Source organism: Selenomonas sp. FC4001, assembly GCF_000701565.1.
GTDB lineage: Bacteria > Bacillota > Negativicutes > Selenomonadales > Selenomonadaceae > Selenomonas_A > Selenomonas_A ruminantium_B.
In genome coordinates this window covers 76,036-102,179 of record NZ_JNJF01000015.1, presented here as the reverse complement: position 1 = coordinate 102,179, position 26,144 = coordinate 76,036, and the positions used below count along the sequence as shown (strand labels likewise).

Sequence of the window (26,144 nt, the reverse complement as noted above, 5' to 3'; positions counted from 1 at the left end):
TTCTCAAACATCTGGCTTTAATCATGTTGCATGATTATTTGCATTGTTTAGTTTTCAAAGAACAATCTGTTTTGTCGTTATCGGCTCTCGCTTCAAGCGACTCATTTATCTTATCGCATCGGATTTGACTTGTCAAGAACTTTTTGAAATTTTCTTTTTTGTCAAAACTCGAAAGCAATCACTTACAATCCCTTGCCAGTCAAGGCTTGCTGAACTGTGTTTTCCGCTCTCGCTCCTGGCGACTTGTATTATATTACACGAGTCAGTCCTGTCTGTCAACACTTTTTCTTAAAAAAATAAATTTCTTGTTATAAATTAAAAATCGCTGGAACGAGCCAGCGATTTTCAATATCCTTGCTTTAGTCATTAAAGAGTTCTGTGGAAAGATAGCGATCACCCGTATCGGGCAGCAGAGCCACAATGTTCTTGCCCGCAAATTCCGGACGCTTGGCCAGCTGAACAGCGGCCGCTAGTGCTGCACCGGCGGAGATACCGACCAGCACGCCTTCGCTATGGGCAAACTGACGACCATACTTAAAGGCATCTTCATTGCTAATGGGCAGGACTTCATCGTAGACCTTAGTATCGAGCGTTTCCGGTACAAAACCTGCACCAATGCCCTGAATCTTGTGCGGACCGGCCGTGCCCTGGCTGAGTACCGGCGAACTTTCCGGCTCGACGGCCACGACATGCACAGCTGCATTCTGCTTTTTGAGATAACGGCCTACGCCCGTAAGCGTGCCGCCTGTGCCGACACCAGCGATAAAGACATCGACTTTGCCATCCGCATCCTGCCAGATTTCCGGTCCGGTCGTTGCTTCGTGAATAGCCGGGTTTGCCTGATTCGTAAACTGGGAGGGGATGAACGCATTCGGCGTCTCTTTTGCCAGTTCTTCGGCCTTGGCAATGGCCCCCTTCATGCCCTTAGCGCCATCGGTCAGCACAATCTGTGCACCATAGGCCTTCAGGAGATTGCGGCGCTCCACGCTCATGGTTTCCGGCATGGTCAGGATTGCCTTATAGCCGCGGGCTGCGGCAAAGCTGGCCAGCCCAATGCCCGTATTGCCACTGGTCGGCTCGATAATCACCGTGTCTTTGGTGATTTTGCCTTCCTTTTCGGCCTGCTCAATCATGGCTTTGGCAATGCGGTCTTTAACACTGCCGGCTGGATTCAGATATTCCAACTTGACCAGAATATTGGCCTGCAGGTCATTTGCTTCAATGAAATTATTTGCTTTTAAGAGCGGCGTATTGCCGATAAGCTCTGTTACACTGTTGTAAATCTTTGCCATGACAAAATACCTCCTTGTCGTTATTTGGCAGCAGCAAAACCTTTTTCAAGGTCTGCAATGATGTCATCAATATGTTCCGTACCGATGGAGAGGCGGATGGTGCTCTGGGAAATGCCCTGGTCAGCCAGTTCCTCGTCCGTCAGCTGGGAATGCGTCGTGGATGCCGGATGGATGACCAGGCTCTTGACGTCCGCTACATTGGCGAGCAGGGAGAATATTTCCAGATTGTCGATAAACTTCCAAGCTGCTTCTTTGCCGCCCTTGATTTCAAACGTAAAGATGGATGCACCACCGTTCGGGAAATACTTTTCATAGAGCGCATGATCCGGATGATCCGGCAGAGACGGATGGTTAACCTTGGCCACCTGCGGATGCTTGCTCAGGAATTCCACGACTTTCTTCGTGTTCTCGGCATGGCGTTCCAGACGCAGGGAAAGGGTTTCCACGCCCTGCAAGAGCAGGAAGGCATTAAACGGAGAAATCGCACCGCCCAGGTCACGCAGTAGGATGGCTCTTACGTAGGTTACAAAGGCAGCCGGGCCAGCCACATCGGCAAAGGATACGCCATGATAGCTGGGGTTCGGGTCAGCAATGCCCGGATACTTGCCACTGGCCTTCCAGTCAAAGCTGCCGCCATCGACAATCACGCCCCCCAATGTCGTGCCATGACCGCCGATGAATTTCGTCGCCGAGTGAACCACGATATCCGCACCATGTTCCAGCGGACGAATCAGATACGGCGTACCAAAGGTGTTGTCGATGACGAGCGGCAGACCATGCTTATGGGCAATTTCCGCAATGGCGTCAATATCGGGAATGTCGCTGTTCGGATTGCCGAGCGTTTCGAGATAGATGGCTCTCGTATTTTCCTTGATGGCGCCTTCCACTTCGGCAAGGTCATGAGCATCGACGAAGGTAGCTTCCACACCAAACTCCGTTAACGTATGCGCCAGCAGATTGTACGTGCCGCCGTAAATCGTCTTCTGCGCAACGATATGACCGCCATTTGCTGCCAAAGCCTGAATCGTGTAAGTGATGGCTGCAGCACCGGAAGCAACGGCCAGAGCTGCCGTACCACCTTCCAGAGCAGCGATGCGTTTTTCAAACACATCCTGCGTGGAGTTGGTCAGACGGCCGTAGATGTTACCAGCATCAGCCAGGCCAAAACGATCAGCCGCATGCTGGCTGTTGCGGAATACATAGGAAGTAGTCTGATAAATAGGTACTGCACGCGCATCCGATGCCGGGTCCGGCTGTTCCTGTCCTACATGCAGCTGTAAGGTTTCAAATTTGTACTGGCTCATAAATAAAATCCCCTTTCATCATCAAAAAGAGGTTCCAAAAGCTCCCTTCATGCCAAGGGTCTTGCTTCTGGAACCTCCAATTTTTTTGGTCAGTTCTTTTCTCTTTTTAGGTTGTATGCCAAATGTTTTTGGCATGTCTATATATTACAGTGTTACACCTATTATGTCAATAGTTTTTCAAAAAATTATTTTTGGCTCTCGCGGATAATCTGCGTAAACTCCTCCCAGCCAATCCGGTCGAGCATATTGCGGAAGCGTTCACCTTTGTTGGCGTGTTGTTCAAAGTAATCCAGGGCCGCATCCAGGGCCTTGCGCAGTTTATCCTCACCGTAAATCAGCGGCACAATCTTCTTGCCGATGGCAATGCGGTTGCCATAGAGCCCGCCAAAGGACACGACAAAGCCGGTCTTTTTCTCAAATGCCTCGAATTTGCAGCCCTTGGTGCACTTGCCGCAGAAATAGCATTTCTTTCTGTCCCAAAGGATTTTGCCCTTTTCGCGGTCAATGGATAAAGCCCCGCGCGGGCAGATTTTTACGCAGGCACCACAGAGCTTGCACTTATCCTTCTGCCAGACGGGTTTTACACCGCCTTTGATGCCGATATCGTTTTCCTCGGTCTTCAGGCAGTTGTTATGGCAGCCCGTAAAGCCCACCTTGAACTTATGCGGCAGCATTTTGCCTGCATAGCGCTCGGCAAATTCTTCAGCCAATTTTGCCGTATCGATAAGCCCCGAACGGCAGACGGCATTGCCCTGACAGGCGGTAATCGTACGCACCTGCGCGCCGCAAAAGCCTGTGGCAAGGCCGCCCGCTGCCAAAGCCTTTTTGACTTCCTCGATATCCTGCTCCTTGATAAAGGGAATCTCAATGCCCTGACGGGAAGTCAGATGCACATAGCCTTCGCCAAATTTTTCCGCTACTTCCTGCACGGTCTGCAGCTGGGCAGCAGTGAACTTGCCGCCCACGCTTTTCAGGCGCATGGAAAAACAGCCGGGCTGTTTCTGCTGCATAAAGCCGTGCGCCTTGAGCTCCTTGTAATCGTATGCCATAGTATCAGCTCTCCTATTTTTTCTTTAAGTATACCCCTAAATCCCTTCGCCGTCTATGCCGCTGAAGACTTCCCGTTCGGTGCGTTCGAGGCGCACGATTTCGCCATCTTTGACCACGACGATAAGTTCGCCATTCTGCGGCAAATGGTTCATGATATAGCGCATTGCCTTCTGGGAGAACTCACCATGCGCTTCTTTCTCTGCCGCGAGCACAATGCCGCCGCCTGCCACATCATAGCCGTCCACCAGTACAAAGCGGCCTGTTGCCTGATAGTCCTGAAAGCGGTCAAAGGCGATTTCCTCTTTGAGTTTCAGGATAACCTCTGCCACATCATTGAGGCGGATTTCCTTGACGGTATCCGCCGCCCGCTGGTCAAGACTTGATGCATCGATAAGCTTTTCAATGCTTTCCACCTGTGCTTCCACTTCCTGCGTGCCGAGTTTTAGCTTATAACGGCGATTGAGCTGCAAAGGCTTTTTGCCGAGCCAGAACAGAGACACCCGCAGGCGTTTGCCCGTAAGCGGCGGCGTATCGCCCGCCCGCGTGATGATTTCGCCCCGCTGATTGAAGAATTCATCGGCCACCTGTATGCCTGTGGACGCACCGGCAAAAGCCTGTGTGCGCTGGTCTTTTTCCTGCCAATAGGGAAAGGCCACAACTTTGGTCTTGCGGCCGCCGGGATAAATGGCGATTTCGTCGCCTACGGCTAACTGTCCTGCTTCAATCCGGCCCGCAATGATGCGGCGGGAATCGAATTTATACACATCCTGAATCGGCAGGCGCAGAGCGCGGTTAACTGCCGCCTGTTCACCTTCCAACAGGTCTAAGGCTTCCAACAATGGCTCGCCCTGATACCACGGCATCTGTGCCGACCTGCTGGCGATATTATCCCCCTGCAGGCCGGATACGGGAATATACTTGAGCGGATAAATCCCTAGTTCCGCCAGGAACGCCCCCATATCATGCTTGATTTTGACAAAGGCCGTTTCCGCATAACCTGCCAAATCCATCTTATTGACCAGCACATAGACCTTTTTGATGCCAAGCAAACTCAGCATATAAGCATGGCGGCGGCTCTGTTCCTGCACGCCCTGTTTGCCGTCGACAATCAGGAGCGCCGCTTCGGCACCTGCCGCGCCGGAAATCATATTCTTCAAGAATTCCTTATGGCCTGGTGCATCAATAATCACATAATCGCGCTTCGCGGTAGAGAACTGAATGCGGGTGGTGTCAATCGTGATACCCTGCTGCTGTTCTTCCTCAAAGGCATCCAACAGATAGGCGTATTCAAAGGGCTTGCCCGTATCATGCGCGATTTTTTCGACCTTGTCAATGGCTCCCTGCGGCAAAGAATCCGTATCGTAAAGCAGACGGCCAATGACCGTGGATTTGCCGTGGTCTACATGTCCCACGACAATGATATTCAGCCCTGCTTCTTTTTGTTCTAATGCTTTCCCCATTACATATACCCCTCTTTCCGCAGTTTCTGCATCGCATAGGAATCCTCCTGATCCTGCTTGCGCCCGGCCCGCTCGCTGGTGGTCGTATGCTTTAATTCCTCGATGATTTTATCCAGCGTGTCCGCCTCCGACTCAATCTGCCCCGTGCAGCAGGCACAGCCCAACGAACGGTAGCGCCTGCCGTTCTTGGCAAAATACAAGTCGATAATGGGAATATTTTCCCGGCGGATGTACTCCCAAATATCCAACTCATTCCAAGCGAGCAATGGATGGACGCGGATATGATGGCCTTTCGGAAAATCCGTCTTGAACTGGTCCCAAAGTTCCGGTGGCTGGTTGGCATAATCCCAGGCATCGTCCTCCTTGCGCTCACTGAACACGCGTTCCTTGGAGCGGGAACCTTCCTCATCGCGACGCACACCCACAATCAGCCCATCAAAGCCGTATTCCTTGACCACCTGCTTGAGCCCTTCGGTCTTTAATGCCTGACAGCAGGCCAGCCGTCCTTTGTCCGGTCCCATGCCGGCGTCAATGGCCGCCTGATTGGTATGGACAATTAAATCCAAGTTCAATTCCTTTGCCACCCGGTCACGATAGGCAATCATTTCCGGAATCTTGTGCTTGGTGTCCACATGGATAAACGGAAAGGGGCAATGACCATAAAAGGCTTTTTTCGCCAGCCAGAGAAGGACCGTCGAATCCTTGCCGATGGACCATAACATCCCCAGCTTGCCCAATTTCTTGTAGGCTTCCCGTAAAATATAAATGCTTTCTGCTTCCAGCTTGTCTAATTTATCTGCTATTTCCATTGCTTGTACCATAACGCTCCCCCGTTTATTTAATATTGATTGGCTTCCTGCTTCGCCGTGACGATTTCCTCCTGGCTGCCGTCCGGCCACTGCATCTGCCATTTGATTTCTTGTTCATTGTTCTCTGCATAGAGCCGCCCGCCGCGGCCGCCCAAATCCGCCGCCAGATAATAGTAAATGGCCTTGCGCGGGCATTCCTTGACGCAGGCGGTGCAGCCCCAGCAGTCCCGCACCTCGCGGATAACGGCTTTTCCCGCACGGAGCTGCAGGAGATTTCCCGGACATACCTCGGTGCACTGGCCACAGCCTACACATTTATTTTTCTCGATGGCGATACTCATCCGACCGCCTCCCTTGCCGTCACGTTCAACGGACGGCGGATAATCTGAATCTGCCCATCTTCTAATCGCGAATTGATAAATACCTTGAACTCGTCGCGCGTCTCCGGATAATCCAAATGCTCGGCAAAGCCCGGCCAGCGGGTTTCCTTGCGCGCTGCCAGATGCGCCAAAAGCGTCTGGCAAACGAGCAGCCGTTCCCGCAGTTCAAAAATCTTGAGCAAACCATAGGCATCTGCCGCCCGCAGGCTGTCACTAAGACTTTGCAGACGCTCGATATGCTTGGCGGCAATCTGCAGGGAACTTTCGCTATAACCGTAATGCGTCTTAATGCCGCCGGCATATTCATCCATAGCCTGCTGCATGGCTTCTTCGAGACTTTCGGTCGTATAGGGTCTCTCTGCAGCTATGCCGCTAAAATGCTGTACCTGCCTGATAATCGTATCTTTTATGCGAACTAAATCCAATTTCGTTGCCGGCTTAGCCGCAAATCTTGCCGCAGATTCGGCGGCTATCTCCCCTTCAACAAAGGCACCCGTCACATACTTTTGCGGACAGCCGCCCGCCACATCCCCCGCCGCAAAGAGTCCCGGCAGGGTCGTTGACCGGTCAGCGCCAATCCAATAGCCGCTGGCAGTATGACCGCCCACCACATAAGGCTCGGAACCTTCGATTTCCACATCAAATTCCTGCGGGCTTAGGCCACTCTCCCGCCAAAACAGCGTTTGCGCGGGCGCCATATTGAGATAGGCCCGTTCCAAAGCCGCCGCCTGCTCCGCGCTGATTCCACGCGTAGCCAGATAGCAGGGGCCATGGCCGGACAGATTTTCCTTGACCACCGCCCAAAGGCGCTGCGCCGTGGTATTGCCATATTTTCCCTGATACTTTTCACCGCGGGAGTTGACCTGCGGCGCGCCTACCCCCTGTGCAATCGTGCCGGTTGGCGCGACTGTCCCCTTGCACCGGAGGGCGATAAAACGCATCTCGAAGGTGGTCATTTCCGCCCCTGCCCGCAAGCCCATGGCATAGCCTGCGCCGGTGTTAAAAGGACTGTACCACATCTTATGGCGGGAAGTGCCGGGATGATTGGGCTGGTAAAGCCCTGCTGCCCCGCCCGTGGCACAGATTACCGCCTTGGCGGTAAAGAGCACGATTTCTTCCTGTTTTAAGTCAATTCCCCAGGCCCCGCACACCTGACCACCAACTACAAGATAATCCACGATATTGACATGATTTCGGACTTTGACATTTGACAAGTCAAGTACCGCTCTAGCCAGCAGCGGCTTGATATTTTCCCCATTGATCTTGATATTGCGCCAGCCCCGCGCGGCATAAGAGCCATCGGGATTTTTCTGGAGCACCAGCCCCAGTTTTTCGAGCTTGGCGGTTACTTCATTGAGCCCTTCGCTCATGGTCAGGAGCAAGTCCTCCCGCACGATGCCTGCCGCGTCTTCCTTGGCATAATCCACATAATCCTGCGGTGTATGCCCCGGCGTGATATAGGCATTCAGCGCATTGACTCCTGCTGCAAGGCACCCGCTGCGCTTGATATTGGCCTTATCCACCAGCAGGACTTTTAATTCCGGATGTTTTTCGCCCAGCGTAAGCGCCGCATAGCAGCCCGCCGCCCCGCCGCCAATAAGCAAAATATCCGCCTGTTCTTCTCGTACATTCATATCCTCATCTGCCTTATCAAATCACTACGGACTCCTGCCGCTTGGCACGGTTTTCGATAATCCGCGTCTGCCCGGCCTCCAAACTGTATATACGATGGATAAAAGCCAGCGCCTTATCCCCTACCTGCAAGGGTTCCTTTTCGAGACTGCGCGCCGCCCGCAAAATCTGTCCGCGAACCTCGATATCCACAGCCATATTGCTGCCCCGGAAATAGGTAGCCTTCACCACACCCTGCTCGGCGCCTAGCGGCAAAGAAATCTCTCTTTCGTCCTTGGCCAGCTCGATAAACTCTGGCCGGATAATACCCTGATGCGCGCCTGCCGAACCACTCTCGTCCCCAAAGCCCTTAAAGCGCGTATAGTCCTCCACCTTCACAGACTCGCCGATAAAATCCGCCACAAACGGTGTCTGTGGTGACTGATAGATTTCCACAGGACTGCCCGCCTGCTCAATGCGTCCCTTGTTGACGATGATGATTTTATCCGCCACCTCCACAGCCTCGTCCTGGTCATGGGTCACAAACAGGCTCGTAATGCCCAAATTATGAATCGCCTCCCGCAGCCAGCTTCTAAGCTCCTTGCGCACCTTGGCATCAATGGCCGCAAAGGGCTCATCGAGCAACAAGACCTTTGGATTGGGTGCCAGCGCCCGAGCAAAGGCCACCCGTTGCCGCTGACCGCCAGAAAGTTGCTGTGGATAACGCTTGGCAACTGCTGTAAGCCCCGTAAGCTCCAAAAGTTCATCTGTTCGCACCTTGATGGTGTGACCATCCACCTTCTGCACCCGCAGGCCAAAGGCGAGATTATCCCGCACCGTCATATGGCGGAACAGCGCATAATTCTGAAACACAAAGCCAATGCCCCGCTCCCGCGCCGGAATCTTATTGACCCGCCGCCCGGCAATCCAGATATCGCCCTTATCCGGCTGTTCTAACCCCGCCAGCATCCGCAGGAGCGTGGTCTTGCCACTGCCGGAAGGCCCCAGGAGCCCGGCCAGCTGTCCTTTTTCCACACCAAAGCTTGCATCATCTGCCGCTTTGAAACGGCCAAAATATTTTTCTATATGTTTCAGTTCTACTTCATAACTCATGTTCACCAGTCCTTTCCGCTCTCGTCAGCCGCCATTCCACCAGATTGCGTAAGATCAGCACCACCACAGCCAAAATCACCAGAATCGAGGCTACAGCAAAAGCCGCCGTAAAATTATATTCATTGTAGAGAATCTCAATATGCAAAGGCAGGGTATTGGTCTTGCCCCGGATATGACCGGACACCACCGAAACAGCCCCGAACTCGCCCATGGCGCGGGCACTGCAGAGGATAATGCCGTAAAGCAGGCCCCATTTGATATTCGGCAGGGTAATCTGCCAAAAAATCCGCCAGCCGCTGGCGCCCATAAGCGCCGCCGCTTCTTCCTCCTGCCGCCCCTGCGCCTCCATCACCGGCACAATGCTGCGCGCGATAAACGGCAAAGTCACAAAGATGGTCGCCAGCACAATCCCCGGCACCGCAAACACCACTGCCACCTGATACGCCTGCAAGGTGTCATAGAACGGGCTTAACCTGCCAAACAGCATGATAAAGAACAAGCCCGCTACTACTGGCGATACCGCAAAGGGCAAATCAATAATGGCCCCCAAAAGACTCTTGCCCTTGAAGTCAAACTTCGTCAGCAGCCACGCCGCCGCCAGCCCGAACACGGTATTGGACAGTACCGCAAGAATTGTAGCTTCCGCCGTCAGCCATAAAGCCTTCTGGGCAAAGGGTTCGCTGATAGCCCGCATATAAGCCGCCCAGCCCTTAGCCAGCGCTTCCACGCCGATAAGCACCAGCGGCAGAACCATCATCACCACCAAAAACGCCGCCCCAACAAAAATTAACGACCACTTGGTTAGCGATTCCTGCCAGGCTCCCTTTGCAAGTTTTTCTTTTGCTTTAACACTTGCTAATTTGCTGACAAGTTCCATCAGCCACACCTCCTGACTCTGCCAATAGCTCCCATTTATTCCACATGCTCATAACGCTCCCCCCAGTCAGCATAACAAAAAGAGGCTCCGCAAATCACCCGTACAGGCAATCTGCAGAACCTCCAATTTTTTTGGTCAGTTCAACCTGATTTACACTTTTTATCATCGCTACTCTTTGGCGATGACTTTATGTTACATTATTACACCTATTATGTCAATAGGTGTAAGGAGAATTTGCCAAATAAATTTTCCGCTCACCGCTTATTCAGTTTTTTATCGGCATAAATTTTTGTTCCCTTGATGGAAGCATCTAGAGACAGGCCCTTTTTCGTCATCTGGTACACCCAGATGCCATTGGCAGCAATCGAGGCACCTTCTACCGCACCACCTGCCTGTCCGTCACTGGCTGAAGCATCTGCCGAGCTGGCAAATTTGATATCCCCGGAGATAAATGTTTTCCAGGCCTGTTCTGTGCCAATGACAAAAATCAAATCATACTCTTTTATTCCGAGACCAATCCCCAGTCCCAATTCCTTCATCCGCATGTAGACTTTTTCGCCTGTGGTATTGTTAACCGCCAAGCCTCTGCCATGTGCATCGCCGAACAAACCAAGCTTCATGCCCGTATTGCTCAAAGTCGCATAAGCGTAGCAATTATTGATGACATTTTCGGCAGAAGGAACTTTTTCATAGAGATTATGCAGCGCCTGTACCGACAGATTATCAATTTCCGCCCGCTCCTTGTCGATTTTCTCCTGACTGGTCGCCGCAAACGAAGTAGCCGTCATCAGGCAGACCAACAACGCAGCCATCAGCAAGGTAAACATTTTTTTCATCACATACGCCTCCTCATTAATCATATTTTCCCCAAATCGATTTGCCCTAAAAATTCGCCACCCAAACAAATAAATCCTGCCACCAATCCGTCAGAAAAACGGCAGAAAAAATACTGGTAACAAACATATCTTGGCGCAGGCCAAAAAGTAAGCACCTGCGCCATCGCACCTAGTAGCTTATCAGTTTATACGCAAAATCTCCGAATCTCCCCCAGCCGCCTATAAAGATTCTTCCCCGGACACAACGTATCATTCAAATCCCGATGCCCCACAATCACGCCCTTTTCCATTGGGTCAAGCCCATATTTCTTACAGAGCCAGCGGCAAAGTTCCTTAACCGAATCCATCTGCGCTTCCGTCGGCTTGCCGATTTCAAAATTCCCCGCCAGGCAAATCCCCAGGGAATGCTTATTATGCCCCAGTGCATGCGCACCAATTGCCCGTGGGCGCCGCCCCTGCTCAATCATGCCATCCTTGCGAATCAGATAATGATAGCCAATCCCCGCCCATTTCCGTTCCTCCTGATGGAATTTATGAATAGCTGCCGCCGTTGAATCCTTATCCACATCCGGAAAGCCCGTATGGTGAATGACCAAAGCATCTGTGACCGGCCGTTCCTCGTATTCCGTAAACTGAAAAAAACGCTTATAAATCATCGGCTCATAATAAGAAGCTTCCACGATTTTCTGCCCATCTACCACACCAAGCAAACAGGCCGCTCCCAAACACAAAAACTCCCGCCTGTTCATCGTCAATCCTCCTCACCAAAAGTCACGCATACTTCATCACTTTGCTTATATCACAAGATTCGCCCCCACCAAAACCAAATCCTGCCACCAACCATTTAAGCACAAAAAAGCACCCGCACCAAGAAACGTCTTTACGAAACGTAACTTGGCGCAGGTGCTTGCTTTTTGACCGGAGCGCACTGCCAAAGGCTGGCTCCGCTAAGAAAAAGTCTAAGTAAACGACTGAAAGCCGCGACGTGGTAACCGGAGCATCCCCCTAAGTCAACGGCACAACCGAGGGAGCCATTTGCGCGCAGGTCAAAAAGTAAGCACCTGCGCCGAGCCACTACTGTCCCTTAACGTATCGTTCATTATGCTCCTAATCGTTGCAGCCGATAATGCTGATACCCATTCAAGATAAGCAGCACCAATAATGACATCCCCAACATCACAATCGCCACCGCCGCAGCCGCCTGATAATCAAACTGCTCCAGCTTCGTCATAATGAGCAACGGCGCAATCTCCGTTTCATAGGGCATATTCCCCGCGATAAAAACCACGCTGCCATACTCGCCAATCCCCCGGGCAAAGGCCAGCGCAAAGCCGCTAATCAGCGGTGTCACAAGTTCCGGGAAAATCACCTTGCGAAAGGTCAAAAATTTCCCCGCCCCCATAATGGCTGCTGCTTCCTCCAAAGAGCCGTCCAAATCCCGCAGCACCGGCTGGACACTGCGCACGACAAAGGGTATACCCACAAAAATCAGCGCAATCGTAATGCCCACCGCCGAGAACGCCGACGGAATGCCTGCGGCATAGAAGAACTGGCCCAGCCAGCCATTTTCCACATAGAGCGTAGTCAGTGCGATGCCTGCCACTGCCGTCGGCAGGGCAAAGGGCAGGTCGATAAGCCCATCCATCAGCCGCTTGCCGGGGAAATCATAGCGCACCAACACCCAGGCCAAGAGCAAACCGAATACGGCATTAATCACAGCCGCCGCCAATGCACAGCCAAAGCTCAGCATATAGCCATGCACCATACGGTAATCCGTCACCTGCCGGATAAAGCTTTCCCCGCTCATGCCGCTGGCATAGAGCACAAACGCCCCCAGCGGCAAGAAAATCAACAACGACAGATAGAAAAACACAATCCCCAAGGCGAACCCGCCGCCCGGAATAACCTGCCCCAGTCTCAGCATAACACTTCCCCCTTACGCTTACTTCTGATAAATCTGATCAAAGGTGCCGCCATCGGCAAAATGCTCCTTTTGGGCTTTCGTCCAGCCACCAAAGGCATCATCAACGGTAAAAAGCTTGAGTTCTGGGAACTGGCCCTTGTATTTTTCAAATACAGCCTTGTTGCGCGGACGATAGAAATTCTTGGCGGCAATTTCCTGCCCGTTTTCGGAATAGAGATAGTTGATGTAGGCTTCAGCCACCTTGCGGGTGCCCTTCTTGTCCACGACCTTATCCACCACCGCAACGGACGGCTCGGCCAAAATGGACAGGGACGGCGCCACGATTTCATAATCCGGCGAATCCTTCAGCGTAATCAAAGCTTCATTTTCCCAGGCAATCAGCACATCGCCCTGTCCGCGCTGCACAAAGCTGGTCGTTGCACCACGGGCACCAGAATCAAGTGCCACCACATTCTGGAACAGCTTTTTGATAAAGCCCTTGACCTGCGTTTCATCACCGTTAAATTTCTGACGGGCATATTCCCAGGCCGCTAAGTAATTCCAGCGGGCACCGCCGGAAGTCTTTGGATTCGGCGTGACGATTTTCACATCATCCCGTACCAAATCATCCCAGTCGTGAATGTTCTTGGGATTGCCCTTGCGCACAAGGAAGACAATGGTCGAAGTATAGGGTGCGGAGTTATCGGGAAACTTCTTCAGCCAATCCTTGTCGATAAGCCCCGCCTGCGCGATTTCGTCCACGTCATACGCCAGAGCGAGCGTCACCACATCCGCCTCCAAGCCTTCAATAACCGAGCGGGCCTGCTTGCCGGAACCACCGTTGGACTGGCGGAACTCCACATTCTGACCGCTTTCCTTCTTCCATTCCTCCGTAAACACCTGATTAAATTCGGCATAGAGTTCGCGCGTCGGGTCATAGGACACATTCAAAAATTCCCCTGCCCCCTTGCTGTCCGCATTATTTGCCGCCTGTTCATTGCCGCAGCCGGCAAAACCTATCGCCGTTAGTATTCCTAATGCCACACTTGCCGTTTTCCACCATTTCATAAAGATGACCTCCCTCATAATAAATAGATAATTGCTTACATATATAAAAAAGAGGCTCCACCAACTGCCTGTTATCAGCAATCTGTGGAACCTCCAATTTTTTTGGTCAGTTCAATGCATATTCAGTTGACGTTTGACAAGTCAGATTGACATGTCAAATTGACTTGTCAAATTCCATCGCCATCCATAAACCGCTGTTTTTCCAAACGGTCAAAATGGGTAACTGTACCCTGTTTTACGATGATGCTCAAGCGCCCATAATAAAGGCTGGCCAGTTCCCGCTCAATAGTACGGCGCAGATTCCGCTCGGTATCCGCCGACCATTCCGCAGGTTTGGGAATGCCCTGCCAGGGATGCACACGCATCTTTTCGGTACGCTCCACCTGAATCAGAACACCATTCTGGGCAATCAGTACCACTTCCCCGAAGTACAGACCCCGTAAAACCGACATAATGTAATTCAATACATCAACAGGTACATCCTTCATATACATCTCTCCTTTGGGAGCTGGCAAGAAATAAGTTGTCCATCTTACTCGCCTAAATTCGCCTATACTGCGTTGTCGTCATTCGACATAGCACCGCTATGTCTCAATCCTCCGCCTTGTCTAGACGAATTTATTCTTCGCAATCTGCACAATGTATTTCTTGCCAGCTCCCGATGACGATAGCATTATGTTACACTATTACACCTATTATGTCAATAGGTGTAATTGAAAATGTTAATTTTTGCTGAAATGTCATCTAAGCAAGATGTTTTTTCCCACCTCCAATTACCGCTGCAAATAATTCAAGGCGTAATGGATATGCAAATCCGCGGCAATTTCTACCGCCGCTTCTGCCGGAGCCAGCTTCTCACTATGCAGCACGCGGGCAGAATCAGAACCTTCCTCCGCTACACCTACATGGGCATATACTCCGGGAACATCCCGGAGGTATTCAGCAAAATCATCGGCAGCAAAGCCAAAGACAGGCTCTTCCGAAATCTGCACCTTATCTTCGCCGAGCAATTCCACTGCTGTCTTGGTCACTTCCTCCCGAACTGTTTCATCATTGATTATGGCACGGGCAAAGCAGTCGTACTCTACTGCCGCCTGCACGCCGTAACCAGACGACACCGACTCCGCCAGCTCCGCGATTTTTTCCTTGAGTTTTTGCTGGTTTTCCTCGGAGAACACACGAAAACTGCCTTCAAGCACAGCGCTGTCGGCGATGATATTATAGGAAGTTCCCGCCTTAAAAGTGCCAATGCCCACATTGACCGGTTCATCCGGCGGCAGGAGTCTCCCCGGCAGTTTGGCGATTTCCCCCACCAATACTGCTCCTGCCTGCAAGGCATCTTGGCCCAAATGCGGCTTCGATGTATGGGCTTTCCTGCCAGTAAGAGTTATTCGGAAAAAATCACAAGAAGCCGCATCTTCCCTGCGGGAGAGCACCACCGTTCCCACAGGCACATCCGGGGCAATATGCACGCCAAAAGCCCGATCATAATTTTTGAGCAAGCCCTGCTCCCGGAAAAACTGCGACCCATGACCAAATTCCTCAGCCTGCTGAAAGACCAGCAGTACCGTACCGGCAAAGCGGTCTTGCAGCTCGGCAAGTTTCTTGGCCGCCGCCAGCAGTGCCGCCGTATGCACATCATGGCCGCAGGCGTGCATGACACCGGGATTTACGGATTTATAGGGTAAATTCGTCTGCTCCTCAATGGGCAGGGCATCAATATCCGCCCGCAGGAGAATCGTTTTGCCCTTATCACTATGCCCCGTTATCCGGGCAAAGGTTCCAGTTTTCTCCACTTCCTGATATTCTATGCCCAATTCGGTCAATTTTTCCCGAATGAATTTCGCCGTATTGTATTCCTGATTGCTCAGTTCCGGATGCTGATGCAGCCATCTGCGGCATTCCCGGGCAAATCCGCTGTCACAATGAAACATATCGCTCCCCCCGTTCTCAAATAAAATACTCAATCGTCCGTTCTGCCGTAAGTTTATTGCGGGTGTCAAACAAGAGTACCGCCTCCCGCTCCTCTGCACGCCCCAAAGCATACGGCGCAACAGTCTCCCGGTTAAAGCAGGAAAAAGGCACCACGCGGTTATAGGTCAGCGGATGCGACAAGGTGCATACAATCTCCTCACCAAACGGATTTTCCGTCATATAATACGGGTCAAAAAGATAAATCTTTTTCCCATCCCGCTTAGTCAGCAATACATAATGTTCCCCGTCCATATGCAGGCGCACGACCACCACGCCGCCACGGTTCAAGGCATCCACCACCAGACTGTTCTCGCCGAAATACACCGCTTTGCCCGAAAGATATTGGCTTTCGATGGGCAATAGCCCTGCTTCCCCCACACCGGACAGCCAGCGGGACAAGAACATCATCGCCATGCGGGAAGTGCCGTTTTTGCCGGGCACGCCGCCTTTGCCATAGCAGTCCAGCGAATAAATCATGATGTTGCGCAGGATTTCCGGCTGAATTTCTTCGCGCTCAAACAGATAGGAAATCGCGTTGAGCATGGAGGTCGGCCCGCAATCATACTCCGATACCTGATAACGCAAGGGATTTTTCATAAACAGGTCACCTCTCCTACATACCTACTAAAAAAGAGGTTTTGCACAGAATTCACGTTCTTGCAAAACCTCCGGTTATCCAGCCAGTTCTTTCGTCCACCTGACGATGACCTTATGTTACAATATTACACCCATTATGTCAATAGGCTTAAACTTAATTCGCCAAAAAAATTTTCCCACCGCCAATAATATGGCCCTGCTCATCGTAAAATACCGCCGACTGGCCCGGTGCCGGTGCGCGGACAGGCTCGGCAAAGTTTATCTTTATCTGGTCGTCAGCGATACGCTGCAAGCTGGCCGCCGCACCTGCATGGTGGTAGCGTATCTTTACCTGCGCTGAAACATCTTCGCCTTCTACAACCTCACGTGACATAAAGCACAGGTTTTTACAGAAAACTTCCTGCGTATACAGACCTTCCTCACCACTGATTACGACTTCATTGGCTGCTGCGCGTATCTCCTTGACATAGGCAGGATAGCCTAACGCCAGCCCCAGGCCTTTCCGCTGACCGACCGTATAATGAATGATTCCTTTATGCTGACCCAAAACCTTGCCCGTTTCATCGACAAAATTTCCCACCGCCGTTAAATCTTTGTCGCTGTATTCTTCAATATAATCGGTGTAGCTGCCCTCCGTCACAAAACAAATTTCCTGCGAATCTTCCTTATCCGCTACATTGAGTCCTGCCTTGCGGGCAATGTCCCGCACCTCGGCTTTGGTCAGCCTGCCCAAGGGCAGAATGGTACGCGCAAGTTGAGCCTGCGTGAGTTTGTAGAGCATATAGGACTGGTCCTTCTGCTTATCTGCGCCCGCCCGCAGGGTATAGCGGCCATTTTCCAGCCGCTCAATGATGGCATAGTGTCCGGTCGCCACATAATCTGCCCGCATATGGGCCGCCACACTTAACAGCTGCTCCCACTTCACATAGCGGTTGCATTCCACGCAAGGGTTGGGCGTGCGCCCCGCTTCATAATCCGCCACAAATGGCTTCGTCACATAATCATGGAAACATGCCACCGTATTCCAGGGATAATAGGCAATACCCAAAATATCCGCCGTCCGGGCAGCCTCATCTATCTCACAACACTTACTGCTGCCGCTCTCCCACGATTTTAACGTAATGCCGATGACCTCGAAACCTGCCGCCTTCAGCAAATATGCCGTCACTGCACTGTCCACCCCGCCGGACATCCCCACGATTACCTTACCTCTGCTCATAACCAAAAATTCTTCCTCTCTATCGTTCACTGTCCATGATGACCTAATGTTATACTCTTTAGCCTACCATGTCAATAGGTATTTACTTGCGTAGGTTTACAAGTTGACATGTCAAATGTCAAAGGTATATACTTTACTATTAAAAAGATAGTGTTTCATTATTTTTGTACAGTCATGTCCGTAAAAAAAAAGAGTAAACTGCTTGTATATGCCGGGCTAATCCTGACAGGAGTAATTATCTCCATCGGAATCGTCCTGTTGGCAGCATACGCCGCATATAGTTTCCGTTAGCCCGACTAGCCGAAATCATCACCCACAAACCAATACCGCGAAAGTGAGCGACTGTCCTAAATTGGTCAGCCGCTTTTTTGGCTTGCCCCCTTATAAAATTGCGCAAATATTCGATATACAGAAGGGATGATATATGATTGCATAAGGATATATTATTGTATTTTTTGTTTTGGAGGTGTACAAATGGGTATTTACATCAGCAAATTGACCGACTCTCCTTCTGCTGCGGTCAATACGCAATCACAGCCACAAGCAAACGGTGCATTCAAAGCGCTTATGAGCGAATTTTCGCCACCAGAAAATGAACCTGTGGTGCCTGTGACAGAAAAAAGCGACCAGCTGCCCTTACAGCCTGTGGCAAGTAAAGATTCTGTGGAGAGTATCCAAAACCATGCACAGGACAATTTAAGTTGGCAGGCGTATTATCATTCCGGCGGACACTTTAAGCCGGGCGAAAAATTCACCATGCCTGCGGTACTGCCCAGCTATGCCGAAGCCGCGCGGGCAATCGGGCCGGGCGGCCCCTACTCCGTCGAGGCGGTAAGCAACTGCATTCTGAGCATGGCCGCACAGGTCGCTCAAGGCAATCCCGATAAAATTGCCGAAATCCGGCAGGAAATTGAAAAAGCCGTAGCGATATTCCGCCGCGATTATCAAGCCACCACCAAGGAAAAGGACTTGCCGCAAATCTGCCTGGACACCTACGATGCCATAATGTCCGGTCTGGACAAGCTCCAAGCCGAATATACGGAAACGAACGCAGCAGCGGAAAAATCCGCATGATGCTTACAAGGAGGGAAAACCATGCTTATCGGACGAGCTGCGGATGGCAGCAACCTTAATGTTAGTGTTGCCGTCGACACGAGCAAGACAGTACAGCAGGCAAAAGAAAACGAAAAATTAACAGCAGAAGCCCCTGCCTATCAGGTGGAACTGAGCGGGGCAAAGGAAAGCTATAAGAGTCACTGGGTCGAGTTAAACCGCACCGCCTATCTCACCTATCGTGATGGGCAAAGCCAGACTGATGAGTTAGCCGAAATGCAGGCTGCCATAGCCGATGTCATGGAACAGCGGGAACAAAACAAAAAACCCTTCAGCTGGACCCCCAATACAGATTTATCACGCATTGACTCCGGCATTGAACAGGTTAACCTGATGGACATCGCCAAGCCTGCTTCTCCGGAAACACTGGCTATAATCGAAAAAGTAAAAGAAGCCTCTAAGCCCCTCCCCATCTAAAACGTCTATGTACCACCGGAATTAGCCTATCGTTACCCGAATTCGATTGACACCATAAAAAGCCAGCACTACACTTGGACAGCCAAAGATGGTCTTGTCGAAAATACCGCCACTATTGACGGGAAAAACAAGGTAGAAGAAAGCGAAGCTAAACTGAAAAATACGCTAAAGCAGGATATTCACGACACCATCCGCGATATTTTGAAGCCTTATGCCAGCTACTCTGAAGCCTATGACCAGTTAAAAGACAAAAATATCTTTGTCGATACCTATGAACACGCAGGAGATGCTGTGCTGCGTTCCACCCAGGAAATCTCCGGCGGTCTTTTCGGCAAGCTTGCCAGCCAGCTCAACGATTATGTCAAAAACTTTGGCAAGGATGACCAATTCTTAGAAGACATCAAGACCGCCTTTGACGTAATCACCGGCGACAGCCCGGACAAAAATTCCCTGCTGAAGCAGGTCGAAAAAATGGTACGCTATGTACAGGGCGGCGGCGAACTCGATATCAAGGACAAAAAATACGAGGAAGATGTCGAAGCAGCTATCGCCAAGGCCTATAAGAAGAAAAACAAGGCCAAAAATGTAGAACCGGATAAACAGAAAACGCCCGAAGCAGCCTTCAAGACCGATACCTCCTACCTCGACAACCTGCGCCAGCAGTTGGAGCAGACTTCGCAAATTCTGGATAAAATGACCGCTGACCCCGAAGACGAAAAAAAACACCAGACCAAAACAGCCCGTGATGTACTGGACAGCCGCCCGCCGGAAGACAGTTTCGATATGGACTTCCATCAGCAGCTTGCCCATGTAGACGACCGCAATCCCATCATCACCGACACCTCCCATGGCATTTTCAATCACAAAAAGCCTGTTGATGCGCTGTCGGAAGATGACACCAACGAACTTGCCACCTTGCAGGCAGGCTGGCTGGACTATGTCAAAAATCACAACCTTATTGATACGGGCAAAGTAACCCATAATTTCTAAACCGCATAATAAAGCGGGCGGCTGACCGGTCAAATCAAATTGACCAGTCAAGCCGTCCGCGCTTGTCTTTATTCATGAATTTCTATGGGGAGTCCATCCGGGTCATGGAAGAACGTCATCTTTTCCCCCGTAAAAGTATCGCACCGTACCGGTTCTGTCTCAACGCCCAAGGCATTTAATTTGCGAACCGTATCGTCCACGGAATCCACGCGAAAAGCCAAATGCCTGAGGCCATAAGCTTCTTTGCCCGGCCAGCCTGCCCTTGGCGGGCATCCCTCTTTGATAAAGAGTTCTAATTCGGCATCTGCAAGCCGCAGGTCAATTTTCCAATCCTGCTGCTCCTCGCGGTAATTTTCCCGAATCACCGCAAAGCCCAGAATATCCACATAAAAATGCCTGCTCCGCTCATAGTTGCTGCCGATAATGGCCACATGATGGATATGCTGTAAGTTCAATTTATCGCACATAATGCACCCGCGCTTCATCATAGCGGTCCTGCTGGGGATTCTTCTTCGCCGGATAGCCGAAGGGAACTACGGTAAAGGGTACCAGATGTTCCGGCAGGTTGATTGCCTTAGCAACCTTTTCCATGCGGTCAGCAATGGGGGCCACGCCCAGCATAACGCCGCCCAAGCCCTGCGCTTCAATCTCCAGTAAAGCATTTTCCGTTGCGAGGGCCATATCGACTTCGATAAGTTCCGGCACAATAATGTTTTCCTTGCGGGAGCAAAGCACGAGTGCCGCTGGAGCCTTGGCCGTCATAGCAGTATACGGGCTGGTTTCGGATAGTTCCTGCAATACTGCTTTATTCGTGACCACATAGAACTCCCAAGGCTGCTGATTGACCGCCGAAGGAGCCGCCATTGCCGCGCGCAGAATCTTTTCGATTTTCTCTGCCTCCACCGGCCGTTCCTCATAACTGCGCACACTGGTGCGGGTAAAAATTGCATCCATCTTGACAAATCCCCTTTCAAAATCCGATTTCACATTTCCTGACAAAGTTATTTTATCCTCAGACTTTTATTTTGTCAAATAATATTTCTCGCTATCAATGTAAAACACACCAAAAACTCCGTTGACACCTCAAAGCATCAACGGAGTTTTTGTCCATAATTTTTTTATTTCAATTTCAAACCATCATGGAAAGCTTTCCCGACTACAGGGCCGACCAGCCGATAGGTTTTCGTGGCAATATCAAAGATGATGGGCTGAAGCTTGTCATAATCCACAACGCCATCCGTCAGCACCGCTTCATCTGCCTGCTGGGCAATGATTTTCCCCACCAGAATTCCCGTTTCATCGCTGTAGCTCACGCATTCACATTCCAAGGTCACCGGGAATTCCTCGATAATCGGCGCATTGACATGGCTGCTCTTATGCACGTGGCAGCCGGCCTTTTCAATCTTGTTGACCTTATTGCCCGTCTCCACGCCGAAATAATCTGCAATTTCCACGGTATCCTTCGTGGCAAAAGCTACGGTAAAAGCCTTGCTGTGCTTGATGTTTTCCGTGGTCTTATGCTTGGCCAGGAACAGGGTTATCTCATCAAAGTCAGACTGGGCACCCCAGGCTGCATTCATGGCATTGGGAACACCATTCTCATCATAAGTTCCAATGATAAAAACACCCTCCGGGGCAATGCAGGCCTGTTTGCCGGTAAATTCAACACTCATTGTACAGCCTCCTTACCAGATTTCCTTCATCCAGCTGCGATAATTTTCTTCGAGGAATTTAATCAGCACGTCAAACATGCCGTAGACTTCCTCACCCAGCTCTGGGAAGTCGCTTTCTTCCTTGCCGGGAGTCAGCAGGCAAACGTCGAGAATCAAAGAACCGGTCTGGTCGAAATAGAGTTTGAAAGGTTTGTACTTCATGTTCTGCTCGCTGACCATGCGCAGAACAGCCAGTTCATTTTCCTCCGTGCGGGCTTTCGGAGAAATCTGCACGCGAATCATGGAAAAGACACTGTCATCGAGCAGCACCAGCGTGGGCAGCTGCTGGCCTTCGATTACGATATGGGAACGATAGACCACCGTATGCTGCGCATCATCCGCTACCTCTTCCACCTGAAAGGCATCAATCTTTTTTTCTTTCAAATACTTGTTAAAAACTTCTGCTTTGATATTCATAGAAAAACAGCTCCTTTGTCAGTATGTCATCTTACATACTATTCCACAAAGGAGCTGTTTTTTCCTGTTAATTATTCAACTTTTACCTGCAGCCAAAGTTTTGTGTAGAGTTTATCGAGGGCTTCTCCCAGATAACTGTAAGATTCCTGGCCCTTGTAGACATTTTCCGGCGGGAAGGCCGTGTCCACATATTCGCCTAAATCTTCTTCCACCAGTTCCCGTACCGCCGTATTCGGCGTGGAATAACCCAGTTCCTCGAAGTTGGCCGCCGCAATATCAGGACGGCACATGTAATCAATGAACTTGTGCGCATTTTCCACATGGCGGGCGTTCTTGGGAATCACCCAGCAATCAATCCAGACGTTGGTGCCTTCCTTCGGCGCCGGCTGGAACCGCAGATGGGGATTGGACTTCATGAGCTTAATGGCTTCGCCGGAAAAGATTACACCCAGCGCCGCTTCACCGGAGCTCAGCTTATCGCGGATATCGTCCACGCCATAAGCCTGCACCAGCGGTTTCTGCTGAATCAGCATATCGCGGGCGGCTTTGAGTTCCGCCTCATTTACGGTATTCATGGAATAGCCCAGAATCTTCAAGGGAATCATAATGGCATCCCGGGCAGAATCCTGCATGAGGATGTTGTCCTTATACTTTTCATCCCAAAGGATTTTCCAGCTATCCACAGGTTCTTTGACCTTCTCAATGTTGTACATAATGCCCACGGTGCCCCAGCAATAAGGAACGGAGTATTTCCCTTCCTTGTCAAAAGCCCTGGACTGGTCAAAGAAGTCCTGTCCGATATTTTTCCGAGCATTGGGCAGCTGTGCAAAGTCCAGCGGCTGCAGCAAATCATTATGAATCAGCTTGTTAATCATGTAGTCGGAAGGACAGAGCACATCATAAGCCTCTGCGCCTTCGGCAATGCGGGGATACATGCTCTCGTTGGTGTCGTATTCATCGAGCACCACCTTGATGCCAGTTTCTTCCTCAAACTGTTTGATGACATCCTCGCTGAGATAATCACCCCAGCTGTAGACGTAGAGCACGTCCGCCCCCTCTTCTTCCTCCTCGGCAAACATATCGCAGCCGGACAGCAGGAAGGTACATAGTACAAGCAAAGTCAGCAACAGGGAGCGGCCATACATTTTCCATTTCTTCATGCTTCCTGCCCCCTTCTTTCTGCTGCCCGATAACGGCGAATCACCTTGTAATTGAGCATCAGGAGAGCCGCAAAGACCAGCACGCCGCAGAAAAACAGCGTGGATAGCGCATACATCTCGGGATGGACACCCAATTTGAGCTCCGAATAAATTTCCGTGGTCAGGGTTTCAATGCCCGCGCCTTTGGTAAAGTAGGTCACGATAAAATCATCCGCACTCATGGCAAAGGACAGCAGGAACGCCGCCACGATGCCCGGCATCAGTTCCGGCAAAATGACTTTGCGGAAAGCCTGAAAGGGCGTAGCACCCAAATCGCGGGCCGCCTCGTACCAGACATTGTCCATGGTCAGTACCTGCGGCAGGATGCAGAGCATAGCATAAGGCAGGCTGATGACGATATGGGCCAGCAAAATGGTATCATAGCCAAGCTTCAATCCGAGTCCCAAAAAGAGCAGCATCAGTGAGATGCCCGTCACGATATCGGCATTGAGCAGGGGCACATTGGCCAGCCCCCGCAGGAGCATCCGGCTCTGCCGTCCCATCTGCCGCATGCCCAAAGCCGTCACCAAAGCCAGCAAAGTGGCAAAAATTGCCGAGGTCACGCCGATGGTCAACGTATTGGAAAAAGCGTTGATGATATCTTCGCTTTCGATAAGTTTCTCATACCATTCCCAGGTAAAGCCCGTCCACTGGCCGCGATAACGGCTGGCATTGAAGGACTGGGCAATGAGCACCACGATGGGCGCATAGAGGAAAGCCACAATAACGGCCAGATAGGTATTCTTGATTTTCTGCATTATGGCCTTACTCCTTTCTTCGCCTGCTCGCCATTATCCGTAAAGGCTTCCAGCAGGATGTTCAGGATGATAAAGACCATGAGCACCATGGACAGGGCACTGCCGAGTTGCCAGTCATAGGCCGCCGTGAATTCCTGTTCAATGATATTACCCACGAGCAGCACCTTGTTACCGCCTAAGAGGGCACTGATAACAAAGGTGGTCAGCGCAGGAATAAAGACCATGGTAGAACCGCTGACAATACCAGGCATGGACAGCGGCAACAGCACGCGCCGAAAAGTCTGATAGGGATTGGCGCCCAAATCTCTGGCCGCTTCGATAATGCTGCTGTCAATGCGGTTAATCGCCACATAGAGGGGCAGCACCATATAGGGCAGGAAATTATAGACCATGCCGATGATAATGGCCAGCGGCGTATTGATGATATGCACTTCCGGCAAGCCCACGGACTGCAGGAACATATTGATAAGACCATGCTTTTCCAAGATGGTCTGCCAGGCCATGGTGGTAAGCAACGAGTTCATCCACAGCGGCAGCAGGAACAGCACAAATACCAGCAGCCCCCGTTTTTCCTTGCGCTCTCTTAAAATCAAACACAGAGGATAGGCGAGTACGAGACAGATAAAGGTGCTGATTAAGGCAAGCTCCACAGACAGCCCCAGAGCCTTCAGATATTCCCACTGGAGCACCGTCTGCAGATGCACCAGAGTAAAGCCCCCAGTCTCTACATCCTTCAAGCCATTCCAAAGAACAAAGAACAAGGGCAGCACGATAAAGAGCGTTGCCCAAATCCCGAAAGGCAGGGCTAAGAACCGCTGACTGGAAAGGCGTTCATTCATCGCTCACCGCCTCCTCATCTTCCGATTCGGGCTTCGCCATAATCTGAATGTTTGAGGCTGCCAGTTTAATGCCCACCTCTTTGCCCTGCTCATGGCCCGTAATGGTCTGCACGAGCCATTCAAAGCCGCCGGCTTCAATGGTGATATCGTATACCGTCCCCTTGAAGACAACCTGCTTGATTCTGCCGGTGAACTGTCCATCCTCGGGCGCACAAATCTGAATATCCTCCGGGCGAATCTGCACATCCACGGGAACATTTTCGCCAAAGCCCGTGTTGATGCAGGGAATATCCTTGCCCAAAAGGTGTACGAGCTTGTCCCGCACCATAATGCCGTCGATGATGTTACTGTCGCCGATAAAGTCGGCCACGAAGGCATTTTCCGGCTCATTGTACACGTTCTCCGGCGTACCAATCTGCTGAATCCACCCCTGATTCATGACCACGACCGTATCGGACATGGACAGCGCTTCTTCCTGATCATGGGTGACGAACACAAAGGTAATGCCCAGTTCCCGCTTGATTTTCACCAGTTCCCGCTGCATATTCTGCCGCAGTTTGAGGTCAAGGGCTGATAACGGTTCATCGAGCAGCAATACCTTTGGCTCGTTTACAATAGCGCGGGCAATGGCAATGCGCTGCTGCTGGCCGCCGGACATCTGCGTGACCCGGGCATGTTCATAGCCATCGAGGTTCACGAGCTTCAGGGCATATTTTATCTTATCGCGAATGTAACTTGCGCTTTTCCCTTTAAGTTTCAGGCCAAAGGCGATATTCTCCGCCACGTCCATATGGGAAAACAGGGAATACTTCTGAAACACCGTATTGACCTGCCGCTTCTCTGGCTGCAAATGGGTAATATCCTGTCCATCAAACCAGATTTTGCCGCTGTCCGGGGTTTCAAACCCGCCAATCAGCCGCAAAATCGTGGTCTTGCCACAGCCCGAAGGGCCCAAAAGGGTCACAAATTCATTCTCGTGAATGGTTAAATCCAGGTCTTCAAGAATCTGCCGACCATCATAGCTTTTGTTGACGCGTTCAAGACGCAAAAGTTCTTTTTCCATTTATCGTCCCTTTTCTTCCAGAGATATTTGCCCCAGAGGGCATACCGCCCAAAAAGGCGCCGAAGTATATTTTATCACGAATCCTGCAAAAATACTAAGAAAAAAATAAGAGGACGCGCATTTTTATTGCACATCCTCTTACT

The 26,144-nt window shown here is 51.0% G+C and carries 28 protein-coding genes; 3 read left to right on the top strand and 25 right to left on the bottom strand.

The features are described from left to right. Window positions 1-359 precede the first annotated feature (359 nt). The 17 genes from cysK to mnmA all read right to left on the bottom strand — a co-directional run bounded on the left by cysK (window position 360) and on the right by mnmA (window position 17,493). Window positions 360-1,292: a cysteine synthase A gene (gene cysK / locus T320_RS08055; protein WP_037354670.1), complete on the bottom strand. Its 933-nt coding sequence runs from the start codon at window positions 1,290-1,292 to the stop codon at window positions 360-362. Between the two features lie 20 nt (window positions 1,293-1,312). Then, the gene (locus T320_RS08050; RefSeq protein ID WP_026760263.1) at window positions 1,313-2,596 is read right to left on the bottom strand and encodes an O-acetylhomoserine aminocarboxypropyltransferase/cysteine synthase family protein; all 1,284 of its coding nucleotides are present in this window, start codon (window positions 2,594-2,596) and stop codon (window positions 1,313-1,315) included. A 185-nt stretch (window positions 2,597-2,781) separates the two neighbouring features. Further along, on the bottom strand, window positions 2,782-3,645 hold the full coding sequence (locus T320_RS08045; RefSeq protein ID WP_037354667.1) for a 4Fe-4S binding protein: 864 nt from the start codon (window positions 3,643-3,645) through the stop codon (window positions 2,782-2,784). Window positions 3,646-3,681: 36 nt separating this feature from the next. After that, the gene (locus T320_RS08040) at window positions 3,682-5,106 is read right to left on the bottom strand and encodes a sulfate adenylyltransferase subunit 1 (RefSeq protein WP_037354665.1); all 1,425 of its coding nucleotides are present in this window, start codon (window positions 5,104-5,106) and stop codon (window positions 3,682-3,684) included. After that, on the bottom strand, window positions 5,106-5,927 hold the full coding sequence (gene cysD, locus T320_RS08035; RefSeq protein ID WP_231465869.1) for a sulfate adenylyltransferase subunit CysD: 822 nt from the start codon (window positions 5,925-5,927) through the stop codon (window positions 5,106-5,108). Before cysD ends, T320_RS08040 begins: the two co-directional genes overlap by 1 nt. Before the next feature lie 17 nt (window positions 5,928-5,944). Continuing rightward, window positions 5,945-6,256 (bottom strand): indolepyruvate ferredoxin oxidoreductase subunit alpha, encoded by a 312-nt coding sequence (locus T320_RS08030; protein ID WP_037354663.1) that lies wholly within the window; start codon window positions 6,254-6,256, stop codon window positions 5,945-5,947. Continuing rightward, the gene (locus T320_RS08025) at window positions 6,253-7,929 is read right to left on the bottom strand and encodes an adenylyl-sulfate reductase subunit alpha (protein ID WP_037354661.1); all 1,677 of its coding nucleotides are present in this window, start codon (window positions 7,927-7,929) and stop codon (window positions 6,253-6,255) included. The genes T320_RS08030 and T320_RS08025 overlap by 4 nt, the downstream gene beginning before the upstream one ends. A 16-nt stretch (window positions 7,930-7,945) precedes the next feature. Beyond that, window positions 7,946-9,019 (bottom strand): ABC transporter ATP-binding protein, encoded by a 1,074-nt coding sequence (locus T320_RS08020; protein WP_037354659.1) that lies wholly within the window; start codon window positions 9,017-9,019, stop codon window positions 7,946-7,948. Then, window positions 9,009-9,896: a sulfate ABC transporter permease subunit CysW gene (gene cysW, locus T320_RS08015; protein WP_037354657.1), complete on the bottom strand. Its 888-nt coding sequence runs from the start codon at window positions 9,894-9,896 to the stop codon at window positions 9,009-9,011. The genes T320_RS08020 and cysW overlap by 11 nt, the downstream gene beginning before the upstream one ends. A gap of 254 nt (window positions 9,897-10,150) precedes the next feature. Continuing rightward, on the bottom strand, window positions 10,151-10,732 hold the full coding sequence (locus T320_RS08010) for a lipid-binding SYLF domain-containing protein (RefSeq protein WP_037354655.1): 582 nt from the start codon (window positions 10,730-10,732) through the stop codon (window positions 10,151-10,153). Window positions 10,733-10,917: 185 nt separating this feature from the next. Next, complete coding sequence (locus tag T320_RS08005; protein ID WP_037354653.1) at window positions 10,918-11,481, bottom strand: peptidoglycan recognition protein family protein; 564 nt, start codon at window positions 11,479-11,481, stop codon at window positions 10,918-10,920. 350 nt (window positions 11,482-11,831) lie between these two features. Next, window positions 11,832-12,656: a sulfate ABC transporter permease subunit CysT gene (cysT, locus tag T320_RS08000; protein WP_037354651.1), complete on the bottom strand. Its 825-nt coding sequence runs from the start codon at window positions 12,654-12,656 to the stop codon at window positions 11,832-11,834. 18 nt (window positions 12,657-12,674) lie between these two features. Beyond that, a complete protein-coding gene (locus T320_RS07995; protein ID WP_037354649.1) occupies window positions 12,675-13,703 on the bottom strand; it encodes a sulfate ABC transporter substrate-binding protein in 1,029 nt (342 codons plus the stop codon). A gap of 167 nt (window positions 13,704-13,870) precedes the next feature. Beyond that, window positions 13,871-14,191 carry a YezD family protein gene (locus tag T320_RS07990; RefSeq protein WP_037354647.1) on the bottom strand — a complete coding sequence of 107 codons (321 nt, stop codon included), beginning with the start codon at window positions 14,189-14,191 and terminating at the stop codon, window positions 13,871-13,873. Between the two features lie 285 nt (window positions 14,192-14,476). Further along, window positions 14,477-15,637 (bottom strand): M20 metallopeptidase family protein, encoded by a 1,161-nt coding sequence (locus tag T320_RS07985; protein WP_051608666.1) that lies wholly within the window; start codon window positions 15,635-15,637, stop codon window positions 14,477-14,479. A gap of 16 nt (window positions 15,638-15,653) precedes the next feature. Next, window positions 15,654-16,274, bottom strand: a complete 621-nt coding sequence (locus tag T320_RS07980) for a peptidase C39 (RefSeq protein ID WP_037354645.1) — start codon at window positions 16,272-16,274, stop codon at window positions 15,654-15,656. A gap of 154 nt (window positions 16,275-16,428) precedes the next feature. Beyond that, on the bottom strand, window positions 16,429-17,493 hold the full coding sequence (gene mnmA, locus T320_RS07975; protein WP_037354642.1) for a tRNA 2-thiouridine(34) synthase MnmA: 1,065 nt from the start codon (window positions 17,491-17,493) through the stop codon (window positions 16,429-16,431). A 474-nt stretch (window positions 17,494-17,967) separates the two neighbouring features. On the opposite strand from mnmA, the gene T320_RS07970 reads away from it, so the two are divergent. The 3 genes from T320_RS07970 to T320_RS07960 all read left to right on the top strand — a co-directional run bounded on the left by T320_RS07970 (window position 17,968) and on the right by T320_RS07960 (window position 20,013). Then, on the top strand, window positions 17,968-18,567 hold the full coding sequence (locus T320_RS07970) for a hypothetical protein (protein ID WP_037354640.1): 600 nt from the start codon (window positions 17,968-17,970) through the stop codon (window positions 18,565-18,567). Window positions 18,568-18,588: 21 nt separating this feature from the next. Beyond that, on the top strand, window positions 18,589-19,023 hold the full coding sequence (locus T320_RS07965) for a hypothetical protein (protein ID WP_037354637.1): 435 nt from the start codon (window positions 18,589-18,591) through the stop codon (window positions 19,021-19,023). A 201-nt stretch (window positions 19,024-19,224) separates the two neighbouring features. Then, entirely contained in the window at window positions 19,225-20,013 is a 789-nt protein-coding gene (locus tag T320_RS07960; RefSeq protein WP_037354635.1) for a hypothetical protein, read from the top strand. Window positions 20,014-20,081: 68 nt separating this feature from the next. Here T320_RS07960 and T320_RS07955 read toward each other — a convergent pair whose 3' ends face one another. The 8 genes from T320_RS07955 to T320_RS07920 all read right to left on the bottom strand — a co-directional run bounded on the left by T320_RS07955 (window position 20,082) and on the right by T320_RS07920 (window position 26,001). Then, on the bottom strand, window positions 20,082-20,501 hold the full coding sequence (locus tag T320_RS07955) for an SMU1112c/YaeR family gloxylase I-like metalloprotein (RefSeq protein WP_231465868.1): 420 nt from the start codon (window positions 20,499-20,501) through the stop codon (window positions 20,082-20,084). Further along, entirely contained in the window at window positions 20,470-20,967 is a 498-nt protein-coding gene (locus T320_RS07950) for a nitroreductase family protein (protein ID WP_037354633.1), read from the bottom strand. The genes T320_RS07955 and T320_RS07950 overlap by 32 nt, the downstream gene beginning before the upstream one ends. A gap of 164 nt (window positions 20,968-21,131) precedes the next feature. Then, a complete protein-coding gene (locus tag T320_RS07945) occupies window positions 21,132-21,686 on the bottom strand; it encodes a flavin reductase family protein (RefSeq protein WP_037354631.1) in 555 nt (184 codons plus the stop codon). Between the two features lie 12 nt (window positions 21,687-21,698). Beyond that, window positions 21,699-22,142 carry a hypothetical protein gene (locus T320_RS07940; RefSeq protein ID WP_026760236.1) on the bottom strand — a complete coding sequence of 148 codons (444 nt, stop codon included), beginning with the start codon at window positions 22,140-22,142 and terminating at the stop codon, window positions 21,699-21,701. A 71-nt stretch (window positions 22,143-22,213) separates the two neighbouring features. Then, entirely contained in the window at window positions 22,214-23,302 is a 1,089-nt protein-coding gene (locus tag T320_RS07935) for an ABC transporter substrate-binding protein (RefSeq protein ID WP_051608665.1), read from the bottom strand. Then, window positions 23,299-24,099 carry an ABC transporter permease gene (locus T320_RS07930; protein WP_037354628.1) on the bottom strand — a complete coding sequence of 267 codons (801 nt, stop codon included), beginning with the start codon at window positions 24,097-24,099 and terminating at the stop codon, window positions 23,299-23,301. Before T320_RS07930 ends, T320_RS07935 begins: the two co-directional genes overlap by 4 nt. Further along, window positions 24,099-24,938, bottom strand: coding sequence for an ABC transporter permease (locus T320_RS07925; protein WP_037354626.1), 840 nt, complete (start codon window positions 24,936-24,938; stop codon window positions 24,099-24,101). The genes T320_RS07930 and T320_RS07925 overlap by 1 nt, the downstream gene beginning before the upstream one ends. Then, window positions 24,931-26,001 (bottom strand): ABC transporter ATP-binding protein, encoded by a 1,071-nt coding sequence (locus T320_RS07920; protein ID WP_037354625.1) that lies wholly within the window; start codon window positions 25,999-26,001, stop codon window positions 24,931-24,933. Before T320_RS07920 ends, T320_RS07925 begins: the two co-directional genes overlap by 8 nt. Window positions 26,002-26,144 lie beyond the last annotated feature (143 nt).

What these genes read in the sequence shown, in the direction of transcription:
- cysK (WP_037354670.1), bottom strand. Translation starts at nt 1,292, where the DNA reads ATGGCAAAGATTTACAACAGTGTAACAGAGCTTATCGGCAATACGCCG.
- T320_RS08050 (WP_026760263.1), bottom strand. Translation starts at nt 2,596, where the DNA reads ATGAGCCAGTACAAATTTGAAACCTTACAGCTGCATGTAGGACAGGAA.
- T320_RS08045 (WP_037354667.1), bottom strand. Translation starts at nt 3,645, where the DNA reads ATGGCATACGATTACAAGGAGCTCAAGGCGCACGGCTTTATGCAGCAG.
- T320_RS08040 (WP_037354665.1), bottom strand. Translation starts at nt 5,106, where the DNA reads ATGGGGAAAGCATTAGAACAAAAAGAAGCAGGGCTGAATATCATTGTC.
- cysD (WP_231465869.1), bottom strand. Translation starts at nt 5,927, where the DNA reads ATGGTACAAGCAATGGAAATAGCAGATAAATTAGACAAGCTGGAAGCA.
- T320_RS08030 (WP_037354663.1), bottom strand. Translation starts at nt 6,256, where the DNA reads ATGAGTATCGCCATCGAGAAAAATAAATGTGTAGGCTGTGGCCAGTGC.
- T320_RS08025 (WP_037354661.1), bottom strand. Translation starts at nt 7,929, where the DNA reads ATGAATGTACGAGAAGAACAGGCGGATATTTTGCTTATTGGCGGCGGG.
- T320_RS08020 (WP_037354659.1), bottom strand. Translation starts at nt 9,019, where the DNA reads ATGAGTTATGAAGTAGAACTGAAACATATAGAAAAATATTTTGGCCGT.
- cysW (WP_037354657.1), bottom strand. Translation starts at nt 9,896, where the DNA reads ATGGAACTTGTCAGCAAATTAGCAAGTGTTAAAGCAAAAGAAAAACTT.
- T320_RS08010 (WP_037354655.1), bottom strand. Translation starts at nt 10,732, where the DNA reads ATGAAAAAAATGTTTACCTTGCTGATGGCTGCGTTGTTGGTCTGCCTG.
- T320_RS08005 (WP_037354653.1), bottom strand. Translation starts at nt 11,481, where the DNA reads ATGAACAGGCGGGAGTTTTTGTGTTTGGGAGCGGCCTGTTTGCTTGGT.
- cysT (WP_037354651.1), bottom strand. Translation starts at nt 12,656, where the DNA reads ATGCTGAGACTGGGGCAGGTTATTCCGGGCGGCGGGTTCGCCTTGGGG.
- T320_RS07995 (WP_037354649.1), bottom strand. Translation starts at nt 13,703, where the DNA reads ATGAAATGGTGGAAAACGGCAAGTGTGGCATTAGGAATACTAACGGCG.
- T320_RS07990 (WP_037354647.1), bottom strand. Translation starts at nt 14,191, where the DNA reads ATGAAGGATGTACCTGTTGATGTATTGAATTACATTATGTCGGTTTTA.
- T320_RS07985 (WP_051608666.1), bottom strand. Translation starts at nt 15,637, where the DNA reads ATGTTTCATTGTGACAGCGGATTTGCCCGGGAATGCCGCAGATGGCTG.
- T320_RS07980 (WP_037354645.1), bottom strand. Translation starts at nt 16,274, where the DNA reads ATGAAAAATCCCTTGCGTTATCAGGTATCGGAGTATGATTGCGGGCCG.
- mnmA (WP_037354642.1), bottom strand. Translation starts at nt 17,493, where the DNA reads ATGAGCAGAGGTAAGGTAATCGTGGGGATGTCCGGCGGGGTGGACAGT.
- T320_RS07970 (WP_037354640.1), top strand. Translation starts at nt 17,968, where the DNA reads ATGGGTATTTACATCAGCAAATTGACCGACTCTCCTTCTGCTGCGGTC.
- T320_RS07965 (WP_037354637.1), top strand. Translation starts at nt 18,589, where the DNA reads ATGCTTATCGGACGAGCTGCGGATGGCAGCAACCTTAATGTTAGTGTT.
- T320_RS07955 (WP_231465868.1), bottom strand. Translation starts at nt 20,501, where the DNA reads ATGATGAAGCGCGGGTGCATTATGTGCGATAAATTGAACTTACAGCAT.
- T320_RS07950 (WP_037354633.1), bottom strand. Translation starts at nt 20,967, where the DNA reads ATGGATGCAATTTTTACCCGCACCAGTGTGCGCAGTTATGAGGAACGG.
- T320_RS07945 (WP_037354631.1), bottom strand. Translation starts at nt 21,686, where the DNA reads ATGAGTGTTGAATTTACCGGCAAACAGGCCTGCATTGCCCCGGAGGGT.
- T320_RS07940 (WP_026760236.1), bottom strand. Translation starts at nt 22,142, where the DNA reads ATGAATATCAAAGCAGAAGTTTTTAACAAGTATTTGAAAGAAAAAAAG.
- T320_RS07935 (WP_051608665.1), bottom strand. Translation starts at nt 23,302, where the DNA reads ATGAAGAAATGGAAAATGTATGGCCGCTCCCTGTTGCTGACTTTGCTT.
- T320_RS07930 (WP_037354628.1), bottom strand. Translation starts at nt 24,099, where the DNA reads ATGCAGAAAATCAAGAATACCTATCTGGCCGTTATTGTGGCTTTCCTC.
- T320_RS07925 (WP_037354626.1), bottom strand. Translation starts at nt 24,938, where the DNA reads ATGAATGAACGCCTTTCCAGTCAGCGGTTCTTAGCCCTGCCTTTCGGG.
- T320_RS07920 (WP_037354625.1), bottom strand. Translation starts at nt 26,001, where the DNA reads ATGGAAAAAGAACTTTTGCGTCTTGAACGCGTCAACAAAAGCTATGAT.